Here is a 7443-nt window from a genome sequence, read left to right as displayed (position 1 = left end):
AAAAGGAATAGCAGAACAAACTTCTATCAACATACCTAATGATCATTCATTAAATCTATTTACTGTTCAGAAACCAACATAATTTAAATCAAATTCAGGCAATGACTTAAGTTGAAACTTTGATTACGTAAAAAAGGGCTAAACATTTTAGCCCTTACCTTTTTCATCCTTCCAAAGCACACGCTTCACATAAAACAAAATCCCCAATCCAAACAAAATCAACGGCAACTCCCAGTCTGCAGAAATCGGCAGCCATGTCAACATCATGAGAATCAGCAAAACAGCTCCCACACCTGCATAAAAGACCACTATTTTTTTCAATTCTTGGTTTGATTGAAACAAAAAACCACCTCTTTATTAACACTCTTTTATACCATTTTTAGCATATTCAACTGATATAAACAATCATTTCATCAATCCATATCCCGACAAGCCCATGCATCCACCTCGACCTTTAAAGCAGGTGAAGCCAAAGCCACCACATAAATCATCGTCATACAAGGCAGGTGATCCCCTAAAAACTGACCCATGATTCGTTTTCTACTCTCGGCATTAAACTCCCCTACTAAATAGAACACAAGCTTCGTTATATCTTCCACTTTCATATCTGCCGCTTCTACATTGCGTTTTACATTCTCTAACGCTAGCTCGAGCTGTTCCATCGGGCTCGCTGGGATGGTTCCATCGACTTCCATCCCCACTTGCCCTGATAAGGTTAACCACCGCTGCGGCCCTGTTGTCTCTATTTGATGGATGTACGGTGCAACTGGTGCGTGAATGGTCTCAGGATTACGTGATGTTTTCATTGATCAAACCCCTTTTCTGAAAATACAATCAATTTCCACCTATCATACCAAACTTTCTTCCCATCCTATCTGTATATGCTCCGAACGAAGCAAAAAAAAGACCTTTCTTCAAAAGAAAGACCTCTCTAAAATGATGACCCGCTCCGATGCTCAATTTGATGAATCCAATTCAAATCCGCCTCTAAATGAAGCAGCGTGCCAGAAATCAATAAGTACCGACTCTCATCACCTTGCACAAGACATTCCGTTTTCAGCTTCGTGAGTTCCATCACATCTTTCATGATGACGGCTTTCTGCTGCTGAAGCATTTCTTTTTCTTGATGAAATCTGATTTTCCGTGCACAGCCCCATTTAAAGTGAAAATCATCCTTTGCAGCATGATATGGAACAGGTGCCAACAGCCATGATTCCAGCTCTTGTCTGCCTTCTTCCGTCACGTCGTACAGCTTTCGATCTTGGTCATCTATTCCCACTGCTGTCACCAATTGATCACGAATTAACCGATCAAGCGTCGTGTAGATTTGACCCGGGTTGATTTTCCCTTTTATTCCGAGCAATGACTCTAGCTCTAGCTTTAATTCATATCCATGATGTTGCTGCTGACAGAGCGATGTTAAAATTCCGTATTTCACTGACATATGATTTAACCTTCTTTGAGAGATGATATCATCTCTATTTTACTCGCTGTCGCACTAGAAATCCATGAAGCCGCTAAACTGAGTGCAATTCCTGCGATCACTGCCAGCATTAGATGCACAAACGGCAATTGGAATGAAACAAATCCACCGAGCCAATCAGATTGGCTTGAAATATATAGAAGAATCACACCAAATAAAATGCCGCCAATCACACCTGTTAACCCAATGAGCACACCTTCTCCGACGATCATTTTTCTCACCTGCTGCTTTGTCAGCCCCAGCGCCCGCATGGTGCCAATCTCAGATGTACGTTCAAGCGTATTCATCAGCAGTGTATTGGCTGTTCCAATGCTCGCGAGCCCCATAATGAAAATGAGCATCATAGAAATTAACTCGTTCATACCAGTGAAAGCCGATGTCGTTGATTTAATCCCATCCTCTACTGTTTTCACCTTTGAAAGCCGATGTCCAAAGTCTTCCCATAGCTGATCTCGTAAAGACTCACCGGCACCTTTGTCTTTTAACGTAAGCAGGATATCAAGGGGCTGCGCCCACCCTAAATCCTCTTGTAAAAATGTCTGATCGACAAATGCCACATAACCAGAATGATGAGAAGTTTTGACCACATCAATGACTTGTAACTGTTGCCGGCCAGAAGGTGCATTGAGATACACACTCTCTCCAATACGCCCACCCCATTCATCAAACGCACGCTCTCCTAACACGATAGAAGGCGTTTCTGATAATCGTTGATACAAATCGCCTTTATTGTCACCTTCTATAAAAGACGGTCCCTTTTCCTCTACGCCGATCAGAGAAAATTGTCTTTTCTCTCCATCAGCCGTTTCCCATGTCAAAGGAGCCGCTTCCATCATCGGTTCCACCCGTTCAACAGCCTCATAGGATGACAGCTTTTCTTGATCCGCTTTCGTCCATGACGCTTCAGAAGTAACCCTGAGATCACCGCCGTACGTTTGACGAATCTCTCTTTCGTAGCCGTCTGGAGCCGATTCAATGACCGCACTTAAAAGCAAGATCACAGCAATCCCAACAGCTAGAATCGCCGCCGTATTAGCGTTTCGATTCAGTTGCTGCGTGACATGCTGCGCTGATAGATGACCTGGATAGCCAAAAACCAGCTTCAAAAGAGGTGCCAACAACCGGTTCAAAAAGAGCAGGAAAAATGGGAATAACAGAACCATGCTGGCTAAAATGGCAAGATAAGCAGCCGGATGATCCACCCATATGAATGAAAGCAAGCCTATCCCTATCACCGCCCTAATGACCGATCGTTTTTTCGGTGCAGAAGTTTGGGTAGTGGATTTTAAAGTCAGCAGCACAGACGTTTTCCCTGCATGATAGATCGGAAATAACGAAAACAGCACAGGGAACACAATACCAATGATCACTGAAATTACAACAGGCACTTGCCAATTTAACGAATACACCATATCAAAAGCGAACACACCAAGCAGTGTTTGCATGAACACATCTCCAAGCCAAACGCCAATCGGCACCCCAATGGCTGTTCCAATACATGCCAAGATCAAAACCTCAATCAACATTAGTTTTGAAACAGAGCCCTGCGTGTAACCGAAGCTCTTCATAATCGCAAATTCCTTTTTCCGTTCCATCACACTCGTATAAATCATGTTAAACACGATAAAACCGCTCATAAACATCGACAGCCCTGCGATGAGATAAAAGAACGTGTACAACCCGCCAATGTCATTACTTTGTCGGTCATCCGCCACCACAGGCTGGACAAAAACATCGGCATCCTTGAACTCTTTCTGTAAAGATTGAAAGAGCTGCTCTCCGCCATCATTCGTCTGAAATCTCATATAAGAAAGCTGATGATCGAGTCCCGTCCAGTCTCTCAATAAATCAAGCGGCGCCATCACACGAAAACTCGATGATTCTGCACTCTTCCAGTCACTCGGACTTGAAAGCAGCTGTGTATATTCCACAATGGCAGATACCTTCGCTTCGCCCAAATCAGAAAAACGAATGGTATCTCCCACTTTTTTATTCAGCAGCTTCGCCACAACATCTGGTATGACCAACCCCTGATTATCCAAACGCCCTTCAATCACAGGCAGCTTCAGTAAAGAGCTCGTTTGATCTTGTACTCCGGTAATGCGCACTGCCCGTTGGTTAAGAGAGTGATCACCTTCTACCTCAAAAAACGTCTGTTTATCCAGCGCTAATAATGATCCTGTCACATCAGGATGGTTTAAAATGGAGGAGATCTGTTCCTCATCATACGTATGATCATCACTCAACACCCAATAATCTGCATCAGCGACATACATTTGCTCATAGTAATGAAACACATCATTTGTCGTTCGATCGGCAATGAGCATCGACGTGACAAAAGCAATTCCCACCATGATGCCTAATACAGAAATGGCGAACCGCTTTTTATGCTGAATCATGTTACGCCATGAAATTCGCCACATACTGAGCATAATCATCATCCTTTCTAGATATCACTTGATCAATAACACCGTCTTTAAAAAGGATGATTCGATCCGCAAATCCTGCTGCGAAAATATCATGCGTCACCATGATAATCGTCTGCTTGCTTTCTCGATTGAACTTGCACATTAACGCCAAAATATCCTCCGCTCTATGCCGGTCCAAGTTCCCCGTCGGCTCATCTGCTAACAGCACTGACGGCTGATTGACTAGAGCTCTTGCAATCGCTACACGCTGCTGCTGACCGCCGCTCAGCAAACTAGCCCGTTTCCGCCTAAGTCCATTCAAGCCAACAGCCTCTAACAGCTCTACAACCGTCTGTTGATTCTCCTTTGTTAAACGTCCATCTGCATGCAGCGGAAACGCCACATTCTCTTCGACAGTTAGCGTAGGCAGCAGCTGATAATTTTGAAACACAAACCCAATCTGTTTTCTGCGGAAAATCGTTCTCTCTTTCTCATTCATCTCACTTAACTGATGTTCATTTATCAAAATCTCTCCATCTGAAGGCAGATCAAGCCCGCCTAACAGCTGAAGTAATGTACTTTTTCCAGAACCACTCGGTCCCATCACCGCTACAAACTCCCCTTCTTCTACCGTCAAATCAACGCCCCTCAGCACCTCAGTCCGCTCCTGGCCTTGAAAGAATTCCTTCTTCACATTCTTAATCTGAATCATCTGCAAACTCCTCCCATCCCTTTACGGAGTAATTATATACTAAGTATATATTATTTCAACATTTAAATCATGATAATATGTATTTATGTCTTATTTTTTACTTACTAAATACATAAAAAACCCTTTAGATTTTCATATCCAAAGGGTACATCATGCTATAATTCTTGTTTTCTAAAAAGAAACCATCCGATGAGAAAAAAGAAACCAATCAATACCGATACACCTAGAAAGCTTGTGAGTGCCTGATCCGAATAAGTCCCTCTATGAATCATCTCCTCAGCCGCGCTTGTGACGCCTTTAGGTGCAAACTCCCCTAATGTATTCTCATAAAACGAAGGAACGGTAAACAGGATGAGATTGATCAAAAGGGAAACGCCGCCCGCAGTCACTGAGCGCTTAAAGAACGCCGATGCACAAATGGTCGATACTACAATAAGCAGTAGGTTCGGATAATACAAAAACGTTCCTTTTAACACATCGCCCCAAGCCACATGCCCAAATTGAATGTCTACATAATAAACGGAAGCTAGAACCGCCACTACCAAACTAAACAACGTTAAACAGGCATAGGCACATATTTTTGAGGCATAATAACTCATTCGACTGATCGGTTTCACCATAATCATCGCCGTCACCCCAGAGGCACGCTCTCCAGCAATCGTCCCCATCACGATCATAATGAGGATAAACACGCCGAGTGAATCAAATTTACTCAATGCACTAGCTAAAGCCTCTCCAGCACTAGGCTCTGGTATATAAAATGTAGACCCTTCAGGTAAATTAGCGGATTTCGATAAAAGGTCCGGCAGCATTTTGAGCGTAATAGGCTGTGTGATCATTAAAATCGTAAAAATGATCGGCACAAATAAGATTTTATAACTAGTGAATAACTCCCTAAATTCCTTTTTCAACATCATCATGCCGTCACAACCTTCATGAAAATATCTTCAAGCGTTAGCTTAGATAGTCGATATTGGAGAAGAACACCGCCAGTTTCAGTGATGAGACCCGGCAGCTCCTCCAATGCCGTATGTTGATTGTTGACTCGCACCTGATAAGTGCCTCCTGTCTCAATACATTCCTCCACCCAATCCCGTTCTTTTAACAAAGCCATTAGTTTCGTATTCTGTTGTGCTAATTGAAATTCAATCACGGGCTGGATATAGTCTTCTTTGAGCTGTTTCATAGAAGAGGACATCTCAATTTTGCCGCTGTTGATCATGATAATATGATCGGCCACACGTTCAATGTCATCTAAAATATGGGTCGACATAAAGATCAGCATCTCATGCTTTAGACGCTCAATCAAAGTCAGGACGTCTTTTCTCCCCATGGGATCAAGTGCCGACACAGGCTCATCTAGGATCAGAACCTGTGGGCTATTGATCAGCGCCTGCGCAATGGCAAGTCTTTGCTTCATGCCTCCACTATAGCTGCCAATTGCACGATCCTTCGCCTCATACACACGGCAAAGCTTCAACAGCTCCTCTGTTTTGGAACGAATGATGTTTTTCTCTAAATGAAATAACCCGCCAACCCAATGCATCCATTCCTGCCCCGTCATATCTTGATAAAATGCAGGATGCTGCGGACAGTATCCAATCACCTGACTGATTTGATCCATGTCCTTTGTGGCATCAAAACCTGCCACCTTCACAACGCCAGACGTAGGACGAGCAAGTCCCGTCAAAATCCGGATCGTCGTTGTCTTCCCCGCTCCATTGGCTCCTAAAAAGCCAACACATCCAACCTCCCCAACAGAAAACGAGACATCTTTTAACACTTCATGCCGTCCATACGATTTCGTCAGCTCGTGACACTCCAACATATTCAAGCGAATCCCCCCTACTAAGATTGTTTACGACCAAAAATGAAATACGCAATAGGACCAGCACTCGCCACAAACACAATCACCAAAGCCCAAACCCACTTCACCTCTCCCCTAATCCTCGATGGATCTCTTTTCAGCAAATCAAACAAACCAATCACCATTAAAATCGCTTGTAGCAAAATAAGAGGTAAAATCATCTTCATATCCATCCACACCACTCCCTTTCCAAACACCAATTTGTTTTGGTATTACTTCTTTTGACGACATGAAGAGAGAATTCGTTCAAATGGATTTTATTTTTATTGGTCGAATGGTCTATAAATATAAAAAAGCCCAGTGAAGGTTATTCACTGGGCTTGCTTGTGATGTTCATGACGAATCTCGCAAAATCTTTTCTATTTTCTTTCCCTTGGCTAACTCATCAATTAGCTTATCTAGATACCGAATATTTTTCATGGTTTCTTCCTCAATGTCCTCTACTCGAACACCACAGATGACTCCTTTAATTAAGCTGCGGGAAGGATGAAGCTCAGGAGCCTCAGCAAAAAAGGTTTCAATGTCTATCTGCTTGTCCAACTGCTCCTGTAACTCTGCGGGGCTGTACCCCGTTAACCAACAAATGATCGTATCAACCTCAGCCTTCGTTCGTCCCTTTCTCTCTGCCTTTGCGATGTAGAGAGGATAGACCTTTGCAAAGCTCATTGTGTAAATTTTATGTTTGGTCATGTGTCTGCTCTCTTTCTTCGTTAAATATTTAAACTGTCACGCTTTCTCAAGGGGCCGCTCTCTCATTATGCACTTAGTATAATGTGTTAAAAATATAACTTATAAACGATGATATATGCCTTTATTATTTCTTTCATCTTTTTTGAAAGCTCTATATTTAAGAAATTGAACAATACAAAATCCAAGGAATACACCTATTGGTCCTCCACTTGAGACAGGACCACCAATTAAACAATAAGAAATGATAAACAATGCAATATAACCAATGAAGAAAAAAACAATT

Annotated in this window: 10 protein-coding genes; all 10 read right to left on the bottom strand. The window is 42.7% G+C overall.

Annotated features, from left to right (window positions below; all coding sequences use genetic code 11):
• Positions 1-147 precede the first annotated feature (147 nt).
• The gene (locus tag V7L95_RS08270; protein WP_076822548.1) at positions 148-342 is read right to left on the bottom strand and encodes a hypothetical protein; all 195 of its coding nucleotides are present in this window, start codon (positions 340-342) and stop codon (positions 148-150) included.
• Between the two features lie 71 nt (positions 343-413).
• A complete protein-coding gene (locus tag V7L95_RS08265; RefSeq protein ID WP_212339074.1) occupies positions 414-806 on the bottom strand; it encodes a RidA family protein in 393 nt (130 codons plus the stop codon).
• Positions 807-931: 125 nt separating this feature from the next.
• Positions 932-1444: a PadR family transcriptional regulator gene (locus tag V7L95_RS08260; RefSeq protein WP_007498534.1), complete on the bottom strand. Its 513-nt coding sequence runs from the start codon at positions 1442-1444 to the stop codon at positions 932-934.
• A gap of 5 nt (positions 1445-1449) precedes the next feature.
• Positions 1450-3915, bottom strand: coding sequence for an FtsX-like permease family protein (locus V7L95_RS08255; protein ID WP_181891185.1), 2466 nt, complete (start codon positions 3913-3915; stop codon positions 1450-1452).
• The gene (locus V7L95_RS08250; RefSeq protein WP_156061428.1) at positions 3884-4603 is read right to left on the bottom strand and encodes an ABC transporter ATP-binding protein; all 720 of its coding nucleotides are present in this window, start codon (positions 4601-4603) and stop codon (positions 3884-3886) included. The genes V7L95_RS08255 and V7L95_RS08250 overlap by 32 nt, the downstream gene beginning before the upstream one ends.
• Positions 4604-4758: 155 nt before the next feature.
• Positions 4759-5523 (bottom strand): ABC transporter permease subunit, encoded by a 765-nt coding sequence (locus V7L95_RS08245; protein WP_340968796.1) that lies wholly within the window; start codon positions 5521-5523, stop codon positions 4759-4761.
• Positions 5520-6437 carry an ABC transporter ATP-binding protein gene (locus V7L95_RS08240; protein ID WP_340968793.1) on the bottom strand — a complete coding sequence of 306 codons (918 nt, stop codon included), beginning with the start codon at positions 6435-6437 and terminating at the stop codon, positions 5520-5522. Before V7L95_RS08240 ends, V7L95_RS08245 begins: the two co-directional genes overlap by 4 nt.
• A gap of 14 nt (positions 6438-6451) precedes the next feature.
• Entirely contained in the window at positions 6452-6643 is a 192-nt protein-coding gene (locus V7L95_RS08235) for a PLD nuclease N-terminal domain-containing protein (RefSeq protein WP_003217265.1), read from the bottom strand.
• A 160-nt stretch (positions 6644-6803) separates the two neighbouring features.
• On the bottom strand, positions 6804-7160 hold the full coding sequence (locus V7L95_RS08230) for a DUF2200 domain-containing protein (RefSeq protein ID WP_046342479.1): 357 nt from the start codon (positions 7158-7160) through the stop codon (positions 6804-6806).
• A gap of 99 nt (positions 7161-7259) precedes the next feature.
• The coding region (locus V7L95_RS08225) for a hypothetical protein (protein WP_340968789.1) at positions 7260-7443 on the bottom strand (184 nt) is incomplete at its 5' end.

The sequence above is a fragment of the Bacillus sp. PPSBB_11 genome (genome assembly GCF_038023285.1).
Classification (GTDB): domain Bacteria; phylum Bacillota; class Bacilli; order Bacillales; family Bacillaceae; genus Bacillus; species Bacillus altitudinis.
Note: the sequence above shows the minus strand (reverse complement) of the source record. Positions and strands in the feature narration are given on the sequence as shown.

Coding starts and splice junctions, on each gene's coding strand:
- V7L95_RS08260 (WP_007498534.1), bottom strand. CDS start 1,444: ATGTCAGTGAAATACGGAATTTTAACATCGCTCTGTCAGCAGCAACAT.
- V7L95_RS08250 (WP_156061428.1), bottom strand. CDS start 4,603: ATGATTCAGATTAAGAATGTGAAGAAGGAATTCTTTCAAGGCCAGGAG.
- V7L95_RS08235 (WP_003217265.1), bottom strand. CDS start 6,643: ATGGATATGAAGATGATTTTACCTCTTATTTTGCTACAAGCGATTTTA.
- V7L95_RS08230 (WP_046342479.1), bottom strand. CDS start 7,160: ATGACCAAACATAAAATTTACACAATGAGCTTTGCAAAGGTCTATCCT.
- V7L95_RS08265 (WP_212339074.1), bottom strand. CDS start 806: ATGAAAACATCACGTAATCCTGAGACCATTCACGCACCAGTTGCACCG.
- V7L95_RS08255 (WP_181891185.1), bottom strand. CDS start 3,915: ATGCTCAGTATGTGGCGAATTTCATGGCGTAACATGATTCAGCATAAA.
- V7L95_RS08245 (WP_340968796.1), bottom strand. CDS start 5,523: ATGATGATGTTGAAAAAGGAATTTAGGGAGTTATTCACTAGTTATAAA.